18 protein-coding genes and 1 riboswitch are annotated in these 20,434 nt (G+C 68.7%); of the genes, 3 read left to right on the top strand and 15 right to left on the bottom strand.

The features are described 5' to 3' along the window. Positions 1 to 135: 135 nt before the first annotated feature. Both DIE17_RS07575 and DIE17_RS07570 read right to left on the bottom strand, forming a co-directional pair. Positions 136 to 795 (bottom strand): HugZ family protein, encoded by a 660-nt coding sequence (locus DIE17_RS07575; RefSeq protein ID WP_124520488.1) that lies wholly within the window; start codon positions 793 to 795, stop codon positions 136 to 138. Continuing rightward, positions 792 to 1,049: a hypothetical protein gene (locus tag DIE17_RS07570; protein WP_124520487.1), complete on the bottom strand. Its 258-nt coding sequence runs from the start codon at positions 1,047 to 1,049 to the stop codon at positions 792 to 794. Before DIE17_RS07570 ends, DIE17_RS07575 begins: the two co-directional genes overlap by 4 nt. A 20-nt stretch (positions 1,050 to 1,069) precedes the next feature. Between DIE17_RS07570 and DIE17_RS07565 the strand changes: the two genes are divergently transcribed. Further along, positions 1,070 to 2,284: an MFS transporter gene (locus DIE17_RS07565; RefSeq protein WP_124520486.1), complete on the top strand. Its 1,215-nt coding sequence runs from the start codon at positions 1,070 to 1,072 to the stop codon at positions 2,282 to 2,284. A gap of 83 nt (positions 2,285 to 2,367) precedes the next feature. On the opposite strand, the gene DIE17_RS07560 is transcribed toward DIE17_RS07565, so the two are convergent. Both DIE17_RS07560 and DIE17_RS07555 read right to left on the bottom strand, forming a co-directional pair. Next, on the bottom strand, positions 2,368 to 3,510 hold the full coding sequence (locus tag DIE17_RS07560; protein ID WP_044846361.1) for a branched-chain amino acid ABC transporter substrate-binding protein: 1,143 nt from the start codon (positions 3,508 to 3,510) through the stop codon (positions 2,368 to 2,370). A gap of 439 nt (positions 3,511 to 3,949) precedes the next feature. After that, entirely contained in the window at positions 3,950 to 5,041 is a 1,092-nt protein-coding gene (locus DIE17_RS07555) for a nitronate monooxygenase family protein (protein ID WP_124520485.1), read from the bottom strand. A 270-nt stretch (positions 5,042 to 5,311) separates the two neighbouring features. Here DIE17_RS07555 and DIE17_RS07550 point away from each other — a divergent pair, with 270 nt between their 5' ends. Both DIE17_RS07550 and DIE17_RS07545 read left to right on the top strand, forming a co-directional pair. Continuing rightward, a complete protein-coding gene (locus tag DIE17_RS07550; RefSeq protein ID WP_124520484.1) occupies positions 5,312 to 6,004 on the top strand; it encodes a dienelactone hydrolase family protein in 693 nt (230 codons plus the stop codon). 81 nt (positions 6,005 to 6,085) lie between these two features. Next, positions 6,086 to 7,564 carry an amidase gene (locus DIE17_RS07545; RefSeq protein ID WP_124520514.1) on the top strand — a complete coding sequence of 493 codons (1,479 nt, stop codon included), beginning with the start codon at positions 6,086 to 6,088 and terminating at the stop codon, positions 7,562 to 7,564. Positions 7,565 to 7,662: 98 nt separating this feature from the next. Here the strand turns inward: DIE17_RS07545 and metF are convergent, their stop codons facing one another. The 11 genes from metF to DIE17_RS07490 form a co-directional block, all read right to left on the bottom strand. Next, the gene (gene metF, locus DIE17_RS07540; RefSeq protein ID WP_044846364.1) at positions 7,663 to 8,493 is read right to left on the bottom strand and encodes a methylenetetrahydrofolate reductase [NAD(P)H]; all 831 of its coding nucleotides are present in this window, start codon (positions 8,491 to 8,493) and stop codon (positions 7,663 to 7,665) included. Between the two features lie 24 nt (positions 8,494 to 8,517). Next, positions 8,518 to 8,871 (bottom strand): phage holin family protein, encoded by a 354-nt coding sequence (locus DIE17_RS07535; RefSeq protein ID WP_006477367.1) that lies wholly within the window; start codon positions 8,869 to 8,871, stop codon positions 8,518 to 8,520. A 173-nt stretch (positions 8,872 to 9,044) separates the two neighbouring features. Continuing rightward, positions 9,045 to 10,463 carry an adenosylhomocysteinase gene (ahcY, locus tag DIE17_RS07530; protein ID WP_124486873.1) on the bottom strand — a complete coding sequence of 473 codons (1,419 nt, stop codon included), beginning with the start codon at positions 10,461 to 10,463 and terminating at the stop codon, positions 9,045 to 9,047. 34 nt (positions 10,464 to 10,497) lie between these two features. Then, positions 10,498 to 10,614: riboswitch (S-adenosyl-L-homocysteine riboswitch) on the bottom strand. 78 nt (positions 10,615 to 10,692) lie between these two features. Continuing rightward, the gene (locus DIE17_RS07525) at positions 10,693 to 11,427 is read right to left on the bottom strand and encodes an RNA polymerase sigma factor FliA (protein ID WP_044846366.1); all 735 of its coding nucleotides are present in this window, start codon (positions 11,425 to 11,427) and stop codon (positions 10,693 to 10,695) included. A 22-nt stretch (positions 11,428 to 11,449) separates the two neighbouring features. Next, complete coding sequence (locus tag DIE17_RS07520) at positions 11,450 to 12,268, bottom strand: AAA family ATPase (RefSeq protein WP_124520483.1); 819 nt, start codon at positions 12,266 to 12,268, stop codon at positions 11,450 to 11,452. Further along, on the bottom strand, positions 12,261 to 14,051 hold the full coding sequence (gene flhF / locus DIE17_RS07515) for a flagellar biosynthesis protein FlhF (RefSeq protein ID WP_124520482.1): 1,791 nt from the start codon (positions 14,049 to 14,051) through the stop codon (positions 12,261 to 12,263). The genes DIE17_RS07520 and flhF overlap by 8 nt, the downstream gene beginning before the upstream one ends. Then, positions 14,048 to 16,150, bottom strand: coding sequence for a flagellar biosynthesis protein FlhA (gene flhA / locus DIE17_RS07510; protein WP_124486870.1), 2,103 nt, complete (start codon positions 16,148 to 16,150; stop codon positions 14,048 to 14,050). The genes flhF and flhA overlap by 4 nt, the downstream gene beginning before the upstream one ends. After that, complete coding sequence (flhB, locus tag DIE17_RS07505) at positions 16,147 to 17,346, bottom strand: flagellar biosynthesis protein FlhB (protein ID WP_124486869.1); 1,200 nt, start codon at positions 17,344 to 17,346, stop codon at positions 16,147 to 16,149. Before flhB ends, flhA begins: the two co-directional genes overlap by 4 nt. A gap of 441 nt (positions 17,347 to 17,787) precedes the next feature. Continuing rightward, positions 17,788 to 18,168, bottom strand: coding sequence for a DUF805 domain-containing protein (locus tag DIE17_RS07500; protein WP_124520480.1), 381 nt, complete (start codon positions 18,166 to 18,168; stop codon positions 17,788 to 17,790). A 359-nt stretch (positions 18,169 to 18,527) separates the two neighbouring features. After that, entirely contained in the window at positions 18,528 to 19,025 is a 498-nt protein-coding gene (locus tag DIE17_RS07495; protein ID WP_124520479.1) for a VOC family protein, read from the bottom strand. A gap of 143 nt (positions 19,026 to 19,168) precedes the next feature. Next, positions 19,169 to 20,428: a DUF3443 domain-containing protein gene (locus DIE17_RS07490; RefSeq protein WP_124520478.1), complete on the bottom strand. Its 1,260-nt coding sequence runs from the start codon at positions 20,426 to 20,428 to the stop codon at positions 19,169 to 19,171. Between the last annotated feature and the right edge of the window lie 6 nt (positions 20,429 to 20,434).

Genomic DNA, 20,434 nt, shown 5'->3' with positions numbered 1-20,434 from the left:
TTACCCGATCCGGAAATAGGTCTATCAACATACGCAATTACCCGCATTCGGAAAAATCAAAGCTTTCATCCGGCGACATGTTTGCGAAAATCGTACGGCGCGTGACGCTAAACAGACAAAGCTGAATCCGCGGCCTCACGTCACATCCCGCGCGCTGGCCATCAACCGCTCGCGCAGTGCGCCGGCATCGCCGGGCACCGGGTCGAACGGCGTGCGCACACGGCGGCCGTCGCAGCGCCAGTCGGCGCCGTGACGGTCGACGCCGAGCAGGTCGAGCCCGGCGCGGCGCGCAGCGCTCGAGTCGTATGCGTCCCACAGCGCCCGTTCGTCGTCGAACCCGAGCGGCGGCAGCGCATCGAGGCCGGTGCCGTCCACCCAGCCCATCCGGCCGAATCCGCCGATATAGCGCAGCCGCTCGATCTCGAGCGCCCAGAACGTGAAATCGCCGAGCGCGAGATAGCGCGCGGCGTCGGGTTCGTAGCGCAGGTAGCGTGCGGCGACATGCGGCGCGTCGCCGAGCGGCACGAAGCGGCCGAGCAGCGTCGCGCGCTCGGCGTTCAGCACGTCGCCGTCCGGCGCGTCGACGACCAGGAAGCCCGCGCGCGGATCGGCGGCGAGGTTGCGTGTGTGCTCGGCGAGGCCGCTCACGAGAATCACGGGCCGATGATCCGCATCGGGTGCGAACGGCACGACCGTCGGATAGGGAAAGCCTTGCGGGTCGCGCGCGTGGGTCGCGAGCGTGCCGAGCGCGCAGCGATGCAGCAGGTGCAGGGCAAGGACGGGATCGATGTTCACGGTGACTCCTGCGATCGGAAGGCCTGGTGGCAAGGGTGGCGAAGGCGGGCCGCGCCGGAACGCGTCGGGCACGCCGCCTGCGCATCGATGTTACCCGCGGCGGCGGCTTGCCGGGCATCGGCCGAATGGCCGACGCGCCGCGTGAAGGCAAAGTGCGCGCCGATCACGACCGGCGGCACGGCCAGCGCGCCGGCAAGACCGTAAACGGTTCGATAGAATCGGACGAATCCGACGGGCGCGACGCGCCCGCGCATCGTCCATTCAAGAGCGTTCCGTGTCCGAATCCTCCTCCCGATCCTCGTCCGACTTTTCCGCGCCGCCCGACGCGCATCGCGTGCTGGCGTTGCCGGTCCGCCAGCGCGCACGCACGGCCACGATGGCGCTGTTCTTCGTCGCCGGCATGATGTACGCGTCGTGGGGCGTGCACGTGCCGACCGTGCGCGACAAGTTCGCGTTGAGCGCCGGGCTGCTGTCGATCGCGCTGTTCGCGGTCGCGGGCGGCTCGATCGCCGCGATGCTGACGATCGCGCGCTGGATCGCGCGCGTCGGCTCGCGCACCGCGTGCCTCGCGGGCGGGCTCGTGATGTCCGCCTGCGCGGCGCTGATCCTCGTGGTCCCCGATTACTGGATGCTGCTCGTCGTGCTCGCGCTGTTCGGCTTCTCGATGGCGACGCTCGACGTCGCGATGAATGCCGAGGCAAGCGCGGTCGAGATCGCGCTCGGCAAGCCGATCATGTCGTCGCTGCACGGGATGTTCAGCATCGGCGGGATGTCGGGGGCGGCAGCCGGCGGCGCGCTGTTGTCGGCCGGCATGGCGCCGGCCGTGCATCTCGCGCTCGCGGCGGCCGTCAGCGCCGCGGTGCTGCTCGCCGCGAGCCCGGCCGTGCTGCCGCACGTGCCGCATCACGAACACGCGCACGGCGGCGGCAATCGCTGGCGCTCGCCCGCGCTGTGGATGCTCGGCGGCATCGCGCTGATCGCACTGATCGCCGAAGGCGCGATGTACGACTGGGCGACCGTCTACATGCGCGACGTCGTCGCGGCGAGTCCCGCGCTCGCGAGCGCCGCGTATGCGGCGTTCTCCGGCGGGATGGCGGTCGCGCGTTTCGCCGGCGACGCGGTGCGCGCGCGCTTCGGCGCGCCGCAGCTGGTGTTCGCGAGCGCGTCGCTCGCGTGCGCCGGGATGATCGGCGCACTGCTGCTGCCGAACCCGATCGCCGTGCTGACGGGCTTCACGCTGATGGGCCTCGGCCTCGCGAACATGATGCCCGTGCTGTTCGCCGCCGCCGCGCGCGTGAAAGGCATCCACGCGGCCGAAGGCCTCGCGCACGTGGCCGGGCTCGCGTATTTCGGACTGCTGTTCGGTCCGGTCGTGATCGGCGCGGTCGCGCAGACGGCGAACCTGACCATCGGGCTGGCGGTCGTCGCGCTGTGCGCGGCGCTCGTCGCCGCGGTCGCGCCGAAGGTCCTCGCACACCTGAAGATCTGACCGCGCGGCGGGCGCGCCAAAAAGAAAGCGCGCCTGCGTTGCCGCAGGCGCGCTTTCACCCCTTCTGTCGACCGCTGTTCAGCTTACATCTTCACTTCGTCGAGCAGCGTCTTCTTGCCGCTCTTGTAGTTGTACAGCGAGATCACGCCGTGCTGCAGGTCGCCCTTCGAGTCGAAGGTCGTCGTGCCGATCACGCCCGAGTAGTTCGTCGCCGGCATCGCAGCGAGAATCTTCGCCGGATCCGTCGAGTTCGAGCGCTTCATCGCATCGACGATGATGTACACGGCGTCGTACGTGAACGGTGCGTAGATCTGGATCGGCTGGCCGAAGCGCTTCTCGTACTTCGCCTTGAACGCCGCGCCGCCCGCCATCTTCTCGAGCGAAGCACCGGCTTCCGAGCACACGACGTTGTCGGTCGCGTCGCCGGCCAGGTCGGCCAGCTTCTCCGTGCACACGCCGTCGCCCGCGAGGATCTTCGCGCGCAGGCCGAGCTGCTTCGCCTGTTTCGCGAACGGGCCGCCGGTGGCGTCCATGCCGCCGTACATGATCGCGTCCGGGTTCTCGCCCTTGATCTTGGTCAGAATCGCGCGGAAGTCGACCGCCTTGTCGTTGGTCGCATCGTGCGACATCACCTTCAGGCCGAGCGCCTTCGCCTTCTTCTCGAACTCGTTCGCGAGACCCTGGCCGTAGGCGGTCGAATCGTCGACCACCGCGACGCTCTTGATGCCCTTCGAGTGCGCGTAGTTCGCGAGTGCCGGGCCTTGCTGCGCATCGGTCGCCACCACGCGATACGTGGTCTTGAAGCCTTGCTGCGTGTACGCCGGGTTGGTCGCCGACGGCGAGATCTGCACGATGCCCGAATCGCTGTAGATCTTCGAGGCCGGGATCGACGTGCCCGAGTTCAGGTGGCCGACCACCGCGACGACCTTGTCGTCGACGAGCTTCTGCGCAACCTGCGTGGCCTGGCGCGGGTCGGCCGCGTCATCCTGCGCGTCGAGTTGCAGCGTGATTTTCTGGCCGCCGATCGTGAGACCCTTGGCGTTGATCTCCTCGACTGCGAGACGTGCACCGTTTTCGTTGTCCTTGCCCAGGTGTGCAATACCGCCCGTCAAGGGCGCGACGTGGCCGATCTTGACGACTTGATCGGCGGCCGCGTTGCTTGCCGCTGCAACGCACAGCATCGCCGCTGCGGTGATAGGCAACAGCTTTTGCATCTTGATATTCATGTAAGTCTCCAGTTTCGGTCCCAATAAACGCCATCGCCCGGTGCCCCGCTGCCATCCCTGTGTTTGCATTCACTGGACGATTCGCCGGTTGCATCGTTCATGCACTTGGCCTCAAGCACGTGGGAAGCAACCGCTTTTAGCAGCCGCCCGCCCGTACTTGCGCGCAAGTGTAGGTGATCAAATTAATTTGTGGGACTTTTTTGGGGTAGTGGTAACACTACCGATACGGGCGCTTTGGAATGACTGCTCGAATGTCGCCGCAAGCCCCGCCGGATAAGGGTTTCCGCTAGTTCCACGCGGCCTGGCGAAAGGTTGATTTAAAGCATTCCCGTGTCATTTCGATTCGGTATTTTGTGCGCGGGATCATTGAATGAAACGCGCGTGACGACGCGCGCGTTTCGTGTGCCGACGCGAGCCGCTCCGGCGGCCGTCGAATCGTTTACGCAGGCACCGCGCGCCATTCGGCGTCGAGCGCGTCGACGAGCTGCGACGTCGTCAGCGCGGCGTCGCGCCGCCTGGCGAGCGGCGCGCCCTGCCCGGCCCACAGCGACAGGTAGTCGCCGTCATTCGCGCGCGCGGCGGCCTGGCGCAGCGGCTGGGTCAGCGCGTTCTGCACCGGATACGGCGCGGCATCGGCCACGCGTTCGCCGAGCCGCATCATCAGCGCATTGCGCAAGCCACGCGCATGGCGGCCGGTGATCGCGCGCGTGACCTGCGTCGACGTATCGGCGCTCGCGAGCAGCCGCGCCTTCCAGTCCGCCGCGATCGCGCTTTCCGCACACGTCAGGAACGCGGTGCCGAGCTGCGCGCCCTGCGCGCCGAGCGCGAGCGCGGCGGCGATCCCGCGGCCGTCCATGATGCCGCCCGCGGCGAGCACGGGCAGCCCGGTCGCATCGACGAGCTGCGGCACCAGCGCGAGCGTGCCGATCAGCGCATCGTCGGCCGGGCCGATGAAGGTACCGCGATGGCCGCCGGCTTCGGCGCCCTGCGCGGACAGCGCGTCGGCGCCAGCCGCCCGCCACGCGAGCCCTTCGGCGACGTGCGTCGCGGTGCCGATCACGTAAGTGCCGGCGGCCTTCAGGCGCGCGACGTCGGCCGCGTCGAGCACGCCGAACGTGAAACTCGCGACCGGCACGCGCAGCGCGACGAGCGCGTCGAGCTGCGCGCGGAAGTCGGGTGCGTAACGCGCGGGCGCGCTGCCCGGCGGCAGCCCGAGCGTCGCGTTCAACGGATCGATCGCGGCGAGCGCGCGAGCGACGGTCGCCGCGTCGGGCGCGGCGTCGGGCGCGGCGTCGGGCAACACGAACAGGTTCACGGCGAACGGACGCGAAGTCGCCGCGCGAATCGCGGCGACTTCGGTCGCGAGACGGTCCGGCTCGAACGCGCCGGCGCCGAGACTGCCGAGCGCGCCGGCGTTGGACGCGCCCGCGACCATCGCGGCCGTGGTCGCGCCGACCATCGGCGCCTGCACGAGCGGCAGGCGCAGGCCGAAGCGTTCGGAAAACGGGGTGGAAAATGCACGGGCTGGCATGGCGAATCCTTCGGGGGCGATGCGCGAAAGCGCTTTGTAAAGGCCGACACGTCGACTCTATCGAAGCCGCACGCCGCCGAAAAATGAATAATCGAGATCGAAACGATCGCTGCGCGAGAAGCGGGTTCGGCACGCGGGTTCGAGCCGCGCATACCCGGCCGGCGCGCCGCTTGCGCGCGCTGCAGCGTCCGGGGATTGGTGGCACACTGGGCCGCCTCCATTTCCATCCGCGGCGCGCATGTCGCGCGCCCGTTCGCCAGGAGTTCAAACGTGACAGCCCAATGGATCGACATCCCGACCGGTAACGACAGCTTCGGCGGCTATCTCGCGCTGCCCAAGCGCGGCAAGGGCCCCGCCGTCATCATCATCCAGGAAATCTTCGGCGTGAACGCGCACATTCGCGCGGTCGCCGACCAGTACGCGGCCGACGGCTTCGTCGCGCTCGCGCCGGACGTGTTCTGGCGCACGCAGCCGCGCGTCGAACTGACCTACGAAGGCGCCGATCGCGACAAGGGTATCGAGCTGATGAAGAAGACCGACGTGGGCCTCGCGGTCGCGGACATCGGCGCGGCCGCCGACGCGTTGCGCGCGCGCCCCGAAGTCGCCGGCAAGGTCGCCGCGATCGGCTACTGCTTCGGCGGCCAGCTCGCGTACCGCGCGGCCGCGGCCGGCAAGGTCGATGCGGCGGTCGCCTACTACGGCGGCGGCATCCAGAATGCGCTCGACCTCGCCGGCAAGATCACGCAGCCGATCCTGTTCCACTACGCGGAGAACGACCACGCGATCCCGCTCGCCGCCGTCGAGCAGGTGAAGGCCGCGTTCGCGGGCCGCCACAACGCGTCGTTCCACCTGTACCCGGGCGCCGAGCACGGCTTCAACTGCACCGACCGCGCATCGTACAACCAGCGCGCCGCGGCGCTCGCGCACGGCCGCACGCTGACGTTCCTCGCCGAACACCTGTAAAGGCCGCCGGCGGCGGGTCCGGCGCGCCGGGCCCGCGTTATCCTCCTTTCATCGCCACGAGTCACAACGGGGGTGACCGCGATGCACTCGGACTATCTCGCGCATGACGCGATCGGCCTCGCCACGCTCGTGCGCGAACGCAAGGCGAGCCCGCGCGAACTGCTCGACGCCGCGATCGGCCAGGCCGAAGCGGTGAACGGCGCGATCAACGCGATCGTGCTGCAGGACTACGACGCCGCGCGCAAGCGGGCCGAGCAGGCCGGCGACACCGGCACCGACGCGCCGTTCGCGGGCGTCCCGTATCTCGTCAAGGATCTGGGCGCGGCGGTCGCCGGGCTGCCGCTGTCGATGGGCAGCCGGCACTACCGCTACTTCGCCCCCGCCGACGATTCGCCGCTGATCGCGCGCAGCCGCGCGGCCGGGCTCAATGTGTTCGGCAAGACCAACACGTCGGAAATCGGCCAGATGCCGTACACCGAACCCGAGCTGTTCGGCGCGTGCCGCAATCCGTGGGACATCGATCACACGCCCGGCGGCTCGAGCGGCGGCGCGGCCGCGGCCGTCGCGGCCGGCATCGTGCCGCTCGCGCATGCGTCCGACGGCGGCGGCTCGATCCGGATCCCCGCGTCGTGCTGCGGGCTGTTCGGCCTGAAGCCGAGCCGCAATCCGGTGCTGGTCGACCTGCCTTCGAACGGCGAGCTGGTCGTCCAGCATGCGGTGTCGCGCAGCGTGCGCGACAGTGCGCTGCTGCTCGACGTGACGACCGGCCAGACGCTGCCGCCCGGCGCGCCCGGCACCTTTCTGGGCGCGCTCGACGCGCCGCCCGGCCCGCTTCGGATCGGCCTCGTCGTCGACCCGATGCTCGCGCCGGCGCTCGCCGGCGACACACGCGCGGCGCTCGACGACGCGGCCGCGCTGGTCGAATCGCTCGGCCATCACGTCGAACCGGCGACGCTGAACATCGACTACGCGCGCGCGGCCGAAACCTTTCTCACGCTATGGGCGACGATCGCCGAGGAGCTGGTGCTGGGTGCGCGCGCGCTGACCGGACGCACGCCGAAGCGCGCGGAGTTCGAGCCGGCGACGTGGGCGATGGCCGTCGTCGGCAGGCGCGTCGCCCGCGCGCGCCTGCCGGACGTGCTCGAATGGCAGCGCCAGCTCACCGTGCAGGTCGCGGGCCTCGTGTCGCGCTACGACGCGATCCTGTGCGCGACGCTCGCGGGGCCGCCGGTCAAGATCGGCGAGCTGCAGCCGACGCCGCTCGAAGCCGCGCAGATGAAGCTGCTCGGCGCGCTGCCGGTGAAACCGCTGCTGCGCGAGATGCTCGCGAAGGCGTCGGAGAAGGCGTTCGCGTGGGCCGGCTGCACCGAGCTGTTCAACCTGACGGGCCAGCCGGCGATGTCGGTGCCGCTCTGGTGGAACGCGCGCGGGCTGCCGATCGGCGTGCAGTTCGTCGCGCGCCACGCCGACGATGCGTTGCTGCTGAAACTCGCGCGCCAGCTCGAACAGGCGCGGCCGTGGTTCGACCGGCGCCCGCCGCTGATGCAGGCGCAGCGCTGACGCTGGCGCGGCGGGCGGACCGGCCGACCGGCAGCGAAAAAAAAGCCCAGCCGGTTTTGCCGGCGGGGCTTTCGACGCATGCAACCGCGTGATGACGCTTACATGGAGAGCCGTTCGCAGATCGTCCGCGTCGCGGCCGCCGCGTTCAGCGTATAGAAGTGCAGGCCCGGCACGCCCGCGTCGATCAGGCGCTGGCACAGGCTCGTGACGACGTCCGCGCCGAACGCACGGATCGCGTCGCGATCGTCGCCGAAGCTCTCGAGCCGGCGCGCGACCCAGCGCGGCACTTCCGCGCCGCACATTTCCGAGAAGCGCATCAGCTGCGAGAAGTTCGTGATCGGCATGATGCCCGGCACGATCGGCACGTCCACCCCCAGCTTGCGCGCATCCTCGACGAAGCGGAAATACGCGTCGGCATTGAAGAAGTATTGCGTGATCGCGGAATTCGCGCCGGCTTTCACCTTGCGCGCGAAGTTCTCGAGATCGGCCTTCGGCGAGCGCGATTGCGGGTGGTATTCCGGATAGCCGGCGACTTCGATGTGGAACCAGTCGCCATGCTCGGCGCGGATGAAGCTGACGAGCTCGGACGCATAACGCAGCTCGCCGACCGCGCCCATCCCCGACGGCAGGTCGCCGCGCAGCGCGACGATATGCCGGATACCGTGCGAGCGGTACTGGTCGAGGATCGCGCGCAGGTTGTCGCGCGACGAGCCGATGCACGACAGGTGCGGCGCGGCCTCGAGGCCGTCCTTCTGCATGTCGAGCACGGTATCGAGCGTGCCCTGCTGCGTCGAGCCGCCGGCGCCGAACGTCACGGAGACGAATTTCGGCTTCAGCGGCAGCAGCTGCGCACGCGTCGCGCGCAGCTTCTCGACGCCCTCCGCCGTCTTCGGCGGGAAGAATTCAAACGAGAGTTCGATCGGTTTCATGATTCGCAAGAGTGAGCCCGGCCGTCAGCCGATGTCGCGCTGCCCGAAGATCAGCGCGGACAGCAGCCACGACACGATGCTGTACAGGATCGAACCGAAGAACGCCGACCAGAAACCCGACACCTCGAACCCCTTCAGCAGCGACGACGCGAACCAGAAGCACAGCGCGTTCACGACGAGGATGAACACCCCGAGCGTGACGATCGTGACGGGCAGCGTCAGCAGGATCAACACCGGCCGGATCACCGTGTTGATCAGGCCCAGCACGACCGCGATGATCAGCGCGGTGCCGAAGCTCTTGATGTGGATCGACGGCACGAGGTACGTGATGATCAGCAGCGCGAGGGCGTTGATGACCCAGGTGAGGATGACGCTCATGGAGGGCTCCGGTTCGGTTGTCGATCTGGTCGGTCAATGCTCGGTGACCGCCGCCGGCCGCCACGCGTGCCCGCGCAGCGGCGGACATGACGCGACGGCCGGCGATCCGGCACCGTGCCGCCGTACCGCGCCCGCCCGATGCGGGACGCCCGCGGCACGGCGGCGACGGCGCATCAGTAGCGGTAGTGGTTCGGCTTGAACGGGCCGTCCTTCTGCACGCCGATGTACGCAGCCTGCTCGTCCGACAGCACGGACAGGTTCGCGCCGATGCGCGCGAGGTGCAGGCGCGCGACCTTTTCATCGAGGTGCTTCGGCAGCACGTACACCTTGTTCTCGTACTCGTTGCCGCGCACGAACAGCTCGATCTGCGCGAGCGTCTGGTTCGCGAACGAGTTCGACATCACGAACGACGGGTGGCCGGTCGCGCAGCCGAGGTTCACGAGGCGGCCTTCGGCCAGCAGGATCACGCGCTTGCCGTCCGGGAAGATGATGTGGTCGACCTGCGGCTTGATGTTTTCCCACTGGTACTGGCGGGTCGACGCGACGTCGATTTCCGAGTCGAAGTGGCCGATGTTGCAGACGATCGCGTTGTGGCGCATCGCCTTCATGTGATCGTGGTTGATCACGTGGTAGTTGCCGGTCGCCGTCACGAAGATGTCGGCCTTGTCGGCCGCGTATTCCATCGTCACGACGCGGTAGCCTTCCATCGCCGCCTGCAGCGCGCAGATCGGGTCGATTTCGGTGACCCACACGGTCGCGCCCAGGCCGCGCAGCGATTGCGCGCAGCCCTTGCCCACGTCGCCGTAGCCCGCGACGACCGCGACCTTGCCCGCGATCATCACGTCGGTCGCGCGCTTGATGCCGTCGACGAGCGATTCGCGGCAGCCGTACAGGTTGTCGAACTTCGACTTCGTGACCGAGTCGTTCACGTTGAACGCCGGGAACGGCAGGCGGCCGTCCTTTTCCATCTGGTACAGGCGGTGCACGCCGGTCGTGGTTTCCTCGGTCACGCCCTTGATGTGCGCGAGGCGCGTCGAGTACCAGGTCGGGTCCGCGTCGAGGTGCTTCGCGATCGACTTGTACAGCGCGACTTCTTCCTCGTTGGTCGGCTTCGCGATCACCGAACGGTCCTTCTCGGCCTTCGAGCCGAGGATCAGCAGCAGCGTTGCGTCGCCGCCGTCGTCCAGGATCATGTTCGCGAATTCGCCGTTCGGCCATTCGAAGATGCGGTGCGAGAACTCCCAGTATTCGTCGAGCGACTCGCCCTTGAACGCGAACACCGGCGTGCCGGCTTCGACGATCGCGGCCGCGGCATGGTCCTGCGTCGAGAAGATGTTGCACGACGCCCAGCGCACGTCCGCGCCGAGCGCCTTCAGCGTCTCGATCAGCACGCCGGTCTGGATCGTCATGTGCAGCGAACCGGCGATGCGCGCGCCCTTCAGCGGCTGCTGCGCCTTGTATTCGTCGCGGATCTGCACGAGGCCCGGCATTTCGGTCTCGGCGATGTTCAGTTCCTTGCGGCCCCAGCCGGCAAGCGCCATGTCGGCGACGATGTAATCCTTGGAAGCCTGGGAATCGATAATGGCGTTCATCACGCCCTCCTTTCTAAAAAAGTTCTAGAAATTGGTGACGTGAGCGCCGTTCAGGAAGCGGGGCCGGTGCAAATATCGCCGCACGGCTGCTTGGTGAAGCTTTCCGAGCCTGGCGGACGCAGGATGGTCCGTCGCAACGCTCCTCGGAAAACGGGAGGGATTGTAGCAAATCGGCGCGGGAAATGCGCGCCGCGCGCCGCGTCGGCGCGCGTGGGCTGCCGTGAAAGGGTCAGTTCTCCGCGCCGACCCACGCCTGTTCGCGCAACCGCGCGCGCAGGCGCGCGACGGCCTGGCTGTGCAGCTGGCACACGCGCGACTCGCTGACTTCGAGCACCGCGCCGATCTCGCGCAGGTTCAGCCCGCGCTCGTAGTACAGCGACATCAGCAGCTTCTCGCGCTCGGGCAGCCGGTCGATCGCGTCGACGAGTGCCTCGCGCAGGTGGTCGTCGAGCAGCGCCGACAGCGGATCGGCGTGATCGACGCGATAGCGGTCGAGGAACGGCTCGTCGTCGGCCGCGCGGTCGAAATCCTCGTAATAGATGAGCTGGCTGCCGTGCAGGTCCTGCAGCATCCCCTGGTATTCGTCGAGCGGCATCTTCAGGTGCTGCGCGATCTCGGTCTCGCTCGCCGAGCGGCCGAGCTGCTGCTCGACCTGGTGCACCGCGTGCTCGACCTCGCGCGACGTCTTGCGCAGGCTGCGCGGCAGCCAGTCGTTGCTGCGTAGCTCGTCGAGCATCGCGCCGCGGATGCGCTGGGTCGCGTAGGTCTCGAACTGCGCGCCCTGGTCTTCCTTGTAGCGGCCGGCCGCGTCCATCAGGCCGATCATGCCGGCCTGGATCAGGTCGTCGAGGTCGACGCTCGCCGGCATCTTCGCGACGAGCTGCAGCCCCAGGCGCCGCACGAGCGGCGCGTATTGCGCGAGCACGTCGGCCTGGGTCATCTTTCCCTGAGCGTTGTACATCATGGCTCTCTCCTTGCGGTGGCGCTCACGCGGCGTGCGCCGCACCCGCCTCGTAAGACGGCTTGCCGCCCGCATGCACGGCGCGCCCCGCGCCCGTGCCCGGGCGCATCGGCCAGTACAGCAGGTCGGCGGCAATCTGCCGGTAATCGCGCGCGGCGGCCGACGACGGAAACGCGTCGACCGCGGTATGCATCAGGTCGCGCGCATGCTCGACGAGCGGATCGGCGGTCACGCAGCCGGCGTCGGCGATCGACACCGTCAGGTAGCGGCTCGCGACGCCCGCGAGGTTGTCGAATGCGGTCCTCGCGTCGGCGTGGCTGCCGACGTGATTGGTCAGCACGCGGAACTGCGCGACCGCGTGCGCGAAATGCAGCCGCTTCATGCACGCGTACGCCTCGGTGATCGCCTGCGCGGCGACCCGCGTGACGATCAGCACGTCGTGCGCCTCGCGCGCGAGCGCGGAGAACCCGCCGTCGGCGCCGAGCTGCGCGTCGACCAGCACGATGTCGGCCTGGCCGTCGACGAAGTCGCTCAGTTCCGTATCGTCGTAGCCGTCGCGTGCGAGCCGCGCGGCCGCGCACAGGCCGAAGCCGGCGGCGACGCGCGTGCGTTCGCCGTCGCGCAGCCACGCGCCCGCGAGCGTCGCCGTGGCCGACTGCACGTCGGCGCGCTCGTCGACGACGAGCACGTCCTTGCCGAGCGCGGTCAGCGCCGCCGCGAGGTTCACGACGGTGGACGTGCAGCCGACGCCCGCCGGCCCGCCCGTCACCGCGACGATGCGCGACGCGCGCCCGGCCAGCAGGCGCCGCAGCCCTTCGGCCTGATCGATGATCCGTTTATCCAAATCGCACCTCGTGCAGCTCGGCGGTGGAACGTGCGGTCAGTGCGGACAGCAGCGTCGGCATGTCTTCGTCTTGCGGCACGAAGGGCGAGCCGTCGCGCGGCACACAGAACGCGCTCTTCAGCAGGAATTTGGTCGACGCGACGTACAGGTTCTCCGGCACCTTCTGGCCGGTCGACACGTAGTGGACCGGCAGCTTGTAGCGGATCACCGTGTCGAGCACGCCGCCGAGATGGGTCGCCTCGTCGAGCTTGGTCAGGATGCAGCCGGCGAGATCGGGGTGTGCCGCGTGCGGATGGTCGGCCGCGCTGCGGTAGGCCTGGACGACCTCGTTGAGCGTGTCGCCGTGGCTCGTCGCGTTGAGCAGCAGCAGGCGCTGCACCGGCGCGTTCGCACCGTGCAGCATCGCGATCTGGTCGGACAGCGCGCGGTCCCGCTGGCTCATGCCGATCGTGTCGATCAGCACGATGTGCTTGTTGCGCAGCTCGGACAGCGCGAGCTCGAGATCGCCCGCATCCTTCACCGCATGCACGGGGACGCCGAGGATCTTGCCGAAGATGCGCAGCTGCTCGTGGCCGCCGATCCGGTAGCTGTCGGTGGTCAGCAGCGCGACCTTGCTCGCGCCGAAGCGCATCACGCAGCGCGCGGCGAGCTTCGCGGTGGTGGTCGTCTTGCCGACGCCGGTCGGCCCCATCAGCGCGAACACGCCGCCGCGCTCCATCAGCGCGTCTTCGCTCTCGAGCACCGGCAGGTTCGCCGCGAGCACCGACTGCGCCCAGTCGGCGGCCTGCTCGAAGGTCTGCGCGCCGTCGCCGGACGGCAGGTTGTCGACCAGCATGCGCACCAGCTGCGCGGAGAAGCCGGCCGAGAACAGGTGCCGGGTCAGCGCGCCGTGCACCGGGCTGCGGCGCTGGCGGTCGTGCCACATCAGGCTGTCGAACTGCGCTTCCATCATCCCGCGCATCGCGCCGAGCTCGTGCATCACCGTGTCGTTGACGATGCTCTCGACGCGCGCCTTCACCGCGTCTGCCACCGCGGCGGCGGCCTCGGCGGACAGGCGCGTGCGTTCGGCCGGCTTCGCGGCACCCGTTTCGCCCTGGCGGGCCGTCGCAGCGGCGGCCGGCGGCATCCGGCGCTCGGCGTCGCGCACGATGTCGCGCGCCCAGGCGGCAGGCGTCGCGGGTGCGGCGTCCTGCTGCATGCGGGCCGGCGCTTGCGGGGCGGTCGGGGCGGCCTGCGCGCGGGCGATCAGCGCTTCGCGCTGCTGGGTCAGGCGTTTCGCGTGCTCGACGAGCCACGGCGCGGGTTCGGACGCTGCCGACGGCGTGCCGGCGGCGGTGATCGGCGCAACGGGCGCAACCGGCGCGCCCGATGCCGCGGCCGTTGCGTGCGTGTCGGCATCCGCGTCGAAGGCGGTCGATTCCGCGGCCGGCTCCGTCGCTTCGGCGCGCGCGCCGAACACCGAGGAAAACACGTCCGGGAGCCCGCCCTCGCCTGCTGCATACGGATTGACGGCCGGGCGCGCGAGCCCGGCACCCGGGCGCGACACGATGCCCGGCACGGCTGCGGCCGGCACGGATTCCGGCGTGCGCGGCGGAAGGCTGCGCGCCCGGGCCGCGGCCGGCGGCGCGACCGCGGCGAGATCCGAATCGGCGAGCGCGACGATTTCGACACTGCCGTCATCGAGCGTGCGGTTCGACAGCACGACGGCGTCGGCACCCAGTGCCTCGCGCACGAGGCGAAGCGCGTCGCGGCTGGTCGCGCCGGTGAATTTGCGAATGTTCAAGCGGAACCCCCGATGACGTTAACGACTTTGATCGTGCGCGTGTCCGGCACTTCGGCATACGACAGCACTTTCAGTTGCGGCAGGCTGCGGCGCAGGAAACGCGCGAGCATCGCGCGCAGCGCGTGCTGCACCAGCAGCACGGGCGGCAGCCCGAGATTCTGTTGACGCAGCATCGCTTGCTGCGTGCCGGTCAGAAGGTTGTGCGCGAGGCCGGGTTCGAGGCCCGGGTTCGCGCCGGTGGCGAGCGCCTGCGACAGCACGCGCTCGAGATTCGAATCGAGGCCCATCACCTGCATCTCGCCCGCGCCCGGATACCACTGCTGCGTGATCGCCCGGCCGAGCGACAGCCGCACCGCGGCGGTGATCTCGTACGCGTCGCCGCGGCCCGCGTGTTCGGACACGGCCTCGAGGATCGTGCGCATGTCGCGGATCGGCACGCCTTCCTCGAGCAGGTTCTGCAGCACTTTCTGCAGCGTCGTCAGCGAGATCGTCTTCGGCACGAGGTCCTCGACGAGCGACGGCGCATCCTTGCCGGTGCGCTCGACGAGCGACTGCACTTCCTGGCGGCCGAGCAGCTCGGCCGCGTGCTGCACGACCAGATGGTTCAGATGGGTCGCGACGACCGTGCTCGCATCGACGACCGTGTAGCCGTACACCTGCGCCTGCTCGCGCATCGCGACGTCGATCCACACGGCCGGCAACCCGAACGCCGGATCCTGCGTCGTGGCGCCCGGCAGCGCGGCCGTCACCTGGCCCGGGTTGATCGCGAGCCACTGGCCCGGGAACACTTCGCCCGTGCCGATCTCGACGCCCTTCAGCGCGATCCGGTATGCGTTCGGCCGCAGCTCGAGGTTGTCGCGGATGTGGATCACCGGCGGCAGGAAGCCGATTTCCTGCGCGAATTTCTTGCGGATGCTCTTGATGCGCTTGAGCAGCTCGCCGTCGCTGTTCTTGTCGACGAGCGGGATCAGCCGGTAGCCGACTTCGAGGCCGAGCGGATCGATCAGCTGCACGTCGTCCCAGGTCGCCTCGTGGCTGTCGCCCGGCAGCGCGGCGGGCGGTGCGATCTCGGTCACGTCGCCGGCCGCCACGCGGGCCGCCGCGCGACGCGTCTGCGTGCGGGCCAGCCAGATCGCGCCGCCGCCGAGCGCGAGGAACGCGACGTGCGGCATGCCCGGGATCAGCCCCATCAGCACGATGATCGCGCCGGTGATGTTGAGCACGCGCGGGTTGGTGAACAGCTGGCCGGTGATCTGCGTGCCGATGTCCTCGTCGGTCGCGACGCGCGACACGATCACGCCGGCCGCGGTCGAGATCACGAGCGACGGGATCTGCGCGACGAGGCCGTCGCCGATCGTCAGCAGCGTGTAGTTGGTGCCGGCCGCGGCGAAGCTCATGTCGTGCTGCACCATCCCGACGATCAGACCGCCGATCACGTTGATCGCCATGATGATCAGGCCCGCGATCGCGTCGCCGCGCACGAACTTCGACGCGCCGTCCATCGACCCGTAGAACTCGGCTTCCTGCGACACGGCGAGGCGCCGCTTGCGCGCCTGTTCCTCGTTGATGAGGCCCGCGTTCAGGTCGGCGTCGATCGCCATCTGCTTGCCGGGCATCGCGTCGAGCGTGAAGCGCGCGGACACTTCGGCGATCCGCCCCGCGCCCTTCGTGATCACCATGAAGTTGATGATCATCAGGATCACGAACACGACGATGCCGACCGCGAAGTTGCCGCCGACGAGGAAGTGGCCGAACGCCTCGATCACCTGGCCCGCCGCGTCGGGGCCGGTGTGGCCTTCGAGCAGCACGACGCGCGTCGACGCGACGTTCAGCGACAGCCGCAACAGCGTCGAGAACAGCAGCACGCTCGGGAACGCCGCGAAGTCGAGCGGCTTCATCGTGTACATGCTGACGAGCAGCACCATCACCGACAGCGCGATGTTGAAGGTGAACAGCAGATCCAGCAGCAGCGGCGGCAGCGGCAGGATCATCATCCCCAGGATCATGCAGATGAGGATCGGGCCCGCGAGCGCGCGCAGGTTGGTGCCCGCGAACGGGTTCGCGCGCTTGGCGAACAGGCCGGTGGTCGGGGTGCTCATGCTGCGTTCCCTTGCTTGCCGAGCGTGTCTTCGGCTTCTTCACGCTCGTCGTCGGCGGCGACCGACGACCCCTTGTCGAGGTCGGCCGGCACGTCGAGATCGACCGGCGCGGCCGGGAAGGCGCCGCCTTCCGAGCGGAAACGCTTGAGCTGGTAGACCCACGCGAGCACTTCGGCGACAGCCGAGTACAGCGAGCCGGGAATCTCGCGTTCGAGTTCGACGTTGTGATACAGCGCACGCGCGAGCGGCGGCGCCTCGAGCAGCGGCACGTTGTGCTCGGCCGCGAGTTCGCGGATGCGCGCGGCGACGAGGTTCACGCCCTTCGCGACGACCTTCGGCGCACGCATCTCGCCGTCCGTGTACTGCAGCGCGACGGCGAAGTGCGTCGGGTTCGTGACGACCACGTCGGCCTTCGGCACGGCGGCCATCATCCGGCGCCGCGCGATCGCGCGCTGCTGCTGGCGGATGCGGCCCTTCACGTGCGGATCGCCTTCGTTCTCGCGATGCTCGCGCTTCACTTCTTCCTTCGTCATGCGCAACTTCTTGTTGTACTGCCAGAGTTGGTAAGGCACATCGAGCGCGGCGACCACCAGCATCCCGGCGACCGTCGTGCCGCAGCACACGGCGACCAGATGCATCGCATCGGCGAGCGCCGAGCCGAGCGGCTGGGTCGCGAGACCGAGCAGCTCGTCCTTGCTGCGCCAGATCGCGATCCCGCCGATCCCGCCGACGACGAGCGTCTTCGCGAGCGACATCCCGAGCTGGATCGGCCCCTGGATCGAGAACATCCGGCCCAGGCCCGAGATCGGGTTCAGGCGGTCGAACTTCAGCTCGAAGGTCTTCTGCGAGATCAGCCAGCCGCCGAGCGCCATTGGCGCGAGCAGCGCGGCGAGGCCGGTGAGCGCCAGGATCGGCAGCAGCGCGGCGAGACCCTCGAGGCTCGCGCTGCCGGCCGCCGACAGCATCCGGTGCGTGTCGAACGCGGTCGCGCGGTCGAACGCGAACGCACCGCGCAGCATCGTCTGGAGGTGGGCGCCCGACGGACCCGCGAGCAGCCACGCGCCGTAGAACCCGGCCGCGAGCAGCGCGAACGAAGCCAGCTCGCGCGAACGCGCGACCTGCCCCTCCTCGCGCGCCTTCTCGCGGCGCCTCGGAGTGGCGGCTTCGGTTCTGTCGAGATCGCTCTCGTCTGCCACGGGGCCTCCAGTCGGGTACGGCGAAATGCCGTTCTCCAGTGACACCGATTATTCATGCGCGCGTCAAACGCCGATCGGTCGAGCAAAGCCTGGAAAGGGGGGTATTTCGAGGAATCGGGCGAGCGGGGGCGGCGGACGGCCGGCGGGAGGGTGCGGCGCGCGAGGAGACGATGGAAACTGCGTCCGCGGGGTGGCGGGGTGGCGGGGTGGCGGGGTGGCGCGGTGGCGCGGTGGCGTGGTGACGTGGTGACGTGGATGAAGGTGTGAAGCGGGGAAGCGGGGAAGCGGGGAAGCGGGGAAGCGGGGAAGCGGCGAAGCGGGTAATGGGGAAACGGTGAAGCGTGGGATCTGCCAAGCAGCCAAGCAGCGAAGCAAGGCAGCCGTGAAGCGATCGTCGGCCCGCCCCGACACGACGGCGTCGCGCGTCGGGGCGGGCGGCGCTCAGATCGCTGGAATCGGATCCGAGCCGTAACGGTTCGGGCCGTTGGTGCCGCGCGAGCACATCCACACGAGCAGCAGAATCCCGCCGACGAGCGGAATGAGCGCGATCAGCAGGAACCAGCCCGAGCGGCCCGTATCGTGCAGGCGGCGGACGGTGACCGCGAGGCTCGGCAGCACCAGCGCGAGCGACACGACGGCCGCGACGATCATCAGCAGCAGCGAGATCGCGCTCGTGTCGTGCCCCACCATGGTGATCACCTGGCAGAGGATCGACACGACGCTCGTGAGCAACGCGAAATACCAGTATTCCGCGCGGCGCGCGCGGCCCTCGAATTTCGCGTATTGATTGAGTGCGGCACGAACGGCTTCACTAAAACTCATCTTATTGCCCTCATGTTTTATATCGACGATCCCGGAAACAACGCGGGCATTATAAGTTTGAATTTCTTCGCATCGCATCTCCTTTCGCATGCGGACCGTCTCTCACGCCGGCTCTCGCATTACTGGAGCGGCCGCAGCGGCGGCGCGCCGTATCGCCAACACGCATGTCACGTCATTTTTATAATCGCGACGACCTGACATAAACAGCAGCAAGATAATTCACGACTTGATTACACCGGCGTGAAACGCATCTCGATCGATAATCGAAACGATCGTTCTGCGCTGATTGACCGACCGGCCGGGAATATCGTCGGACGTCGCGTGCGCACGTCGAAACGGCGCGTCCAGGCCGGCGTTCGCTAGCCGGCCGCCGCCTGCTGCAGCACGCCGAGATCGAGCTTCTTCATCTTCATCACCTGCGCCATCACGCGTTCGGCGCGTGCCGGGTCGCCCGCCATCAGTTCGGGCATCTGCACCGGCACCACCTGCCACGACACGCCGAAGCGGTCGCGCAGCCAGCCGCACTGCTGTGCGCGTTCGTCCCCGCCTTCGGCCAGGGCCGCCCAGTAGCGGTCGATCTCCTGCTGGTCGCGGCAGTTGACGACGAACGACACGGCCGGTGTGAGCGGGAACGCCGGGCCGCCGTTCAGCGCGAGAAACGCCTGCCCGTCCAGTTCGAACGACACCGTCATCACCGCGCCCTCCGCCTGCCCCGACGCCTGCGCGCCGGACTTGCCGTAACGGGCGACGTGCAGGATGCGCGCGTCGTCGAACACCGACACGTAGAAGCGGGCGGCCGCCTCGGCGTCGTGGTCGAACCACAGAAACGGCGTGATGCGTTGGATACGCTGGCTCATGGCGCTGTCTCCTCGATGTCGTGCGCCGGCACCGGTGCCGGTCTTATATCGTAGGCGCTGGCGCGGCGTTCCCCGGTAATCCGGGTTGAACCATAAAAAAGGGGGCGATCGCTCGCCCCCTTCCTGCTGCCGCTCGTGCGCAATCAGAACGCGACGTAAGGCTGCGCGCCGCCGGTCGCGGTCCGGTCCATCCCGAAGTAAATCGTCTTGCCGTAGAAGTGCGGCATGCCGAGATCGAGCCAGCCGGCCGCGCCGAACGGGCCGGCGATGTCGTTGAACGCGAACGTCGACGCATTCGCGAACAGCGAATCGGCGTTCGCGACGGGCATCGACACGCCGCCCGACTTCCCGTTCTGGCCGGTCAGCGTCGCCGTATAGGTGGTCGTCGACGACGGGCAGTAGAACTGCGTGTTGGTCGTACAGGCCTTCTGCGCCGAATCGTTGAAGAAGTACGCGTTCGAGCCCGTATCGAAGAACGCGGTCACGTTGCCGCCGAGGAACGTCGCGTTCACGTCGCCCGTCGTCGTCGACGTCAGCACCGTCGACGCCCCCAGCGCGTTGTTGCCCTGCGTGCCGATCCCGAACGTCAGCAGGCCCGTCGCGCTGCCCTGCCCGCTGCTCGAGATGTTCGGCATCTGCACGATCACGCCGTTGTTGTCGGTCGCGAAGCGATGGACCGGGTTGGCCACCTGCTGCGCGACCGGCACCAGCGCCACGGCGCAGCTCGCATTGCCGTTCGGGCACGCGTAGTAGTTGTTGGACGTCGCCGACGTCGACGTCGCGCAGCTCGTGCCGCAATCGACCGGCGCCGGCCCGATGCCGAGGATGCCGTTCGCGCCGAGGTCGCTCGCCGTGTTGGCCGACGTCCTGGCGCCGTTGTTCGAGCACGAGCTCGGCACGTTGGTCGTGCCGAGATCGCCGATGATCTGCACCGGCAGCGAACCCGCCTGCTCGGTACCGATCGACAGGTCGACGGTACGCACCGAGCCCCACGTGAAGCTCGACACGAACTTGCCGCACTCGGCGACCGGCGCGCCGCCGCTCGTCGTCTGCGGCAGGTTGTTCAACACGCCCGACGACAGCGCGCTGCTGACCAGCCGCAGCCCGTACGACGCGGTGTCGACGAGCACGTTGTTGACCACCTGGCAGTTCGTCGTGCCCGGCACGCAGATCTTCACGTTGACGGTCGGGATGTTGATCACGTGCGCGACGCCGGTGCCGACCGTGATCACGGCCGTGTTCGCGGTATTGCCGTCCGATACGTTGGAACCATTGCCGCCGCCGCTGCCGCCGCTGCCGCCGCCGTTGTCATCGCCGCCGCCGCAGGCGGTCACGAGCATGGCCGTCACGGCCGCGACGCTCAGCAGCCCGAGCCAGCGCCTGAAGGTACGAGGAATTCTCAAGATCGC

Origin of the sequence: Burkholderia sp. Bp9099 (assembly GCF_003857805.1) — a bacterium.
Taxonomy (GTDB): domain Bacteria; phylum Pseudomonadota; class Gammaproteobacteria; order Burkholderiales; family Burkholderiaceae; genus Burkholderia.
Note: the sequence above shows the minus strand (reverse complement) of the source record. Positions and strands in the feature narration are given on the sequence as shown.